Raw genomic sequence first — 627 nt, 5'->3', positions numbered from 1 at the left:
TATCAGAAGTGCGAATGCTGACATGAGTAACGATAAATAAGTGAGATTCTTATTGGCCGAAAACCCAAGGTTTCCTACGCAATGTTAATCAACGTAGGGTAAGTCGGCTCCTAAGGCGAATCCGAAGGGAGTAGTCGATGGGAAACAGGTTAATATTCCTGTACCGATTGTAATTGCGATGGAGAGACGGAGAAAGCTAGGTCTGCCCGGCGGATGGTTGTCCGGGTGAAAGCGTGTAGGTAGTGTGTTTAGGTAAATCCGGATACATGTTGATCTGAGGCGTGAGACGGAACTAAACTTTTCGGAGTTTAGCCAAGAGATTGATGCTCTGCTTCCAGGAAAACCTTCTAAGCATAGATTATGATTGACCGTACTGTAAACCGACACAGGTGGGTGGGTAGAGAATACCAAGGCGATGAGAGAACCCAGGTGAAGGAACTAGGCAAAATGACACCGTAACTTCGGGAGAAGGTGTGCCCCGTTAGGGTGAAGGATGAACATCTGGAGCTTGAAGGGGTTGCAGATACCAGGTGGCTGCGACTGTTTACTAAAAACACAGCACTCTGCGAACTCGAAAGAGGAAGTATAGGGTGTGACGCCTGCCCGGTGCCGGAAGGTTAATTGAAG

General features: G+C 48.0%; 1 rRNA gene. It reads left to right on the top strand.

From position 1 onward, the window contains the following. A 23S ribosomal RNA gene (locus ACTS4L_RS11375) occupies positions 1-627 on the top strand; the annotation flags it as partial.

This window comes from Cysteiniphilum sp. 19S12-1 (assembly GCF_052030685.1).
In the GTDB taxonomy this organism is placed as follows: domain Bacteria; phylum Pseudomonadota; class Gammaproteobacteria; order Francisellales; family Francisellaceae; genus Caedibacter.
The sequence above is the reverse complement of the archived record's forward strand: the minus strand, read 5'-3'. Positions and strand labels throughout refer to the sequence as shown.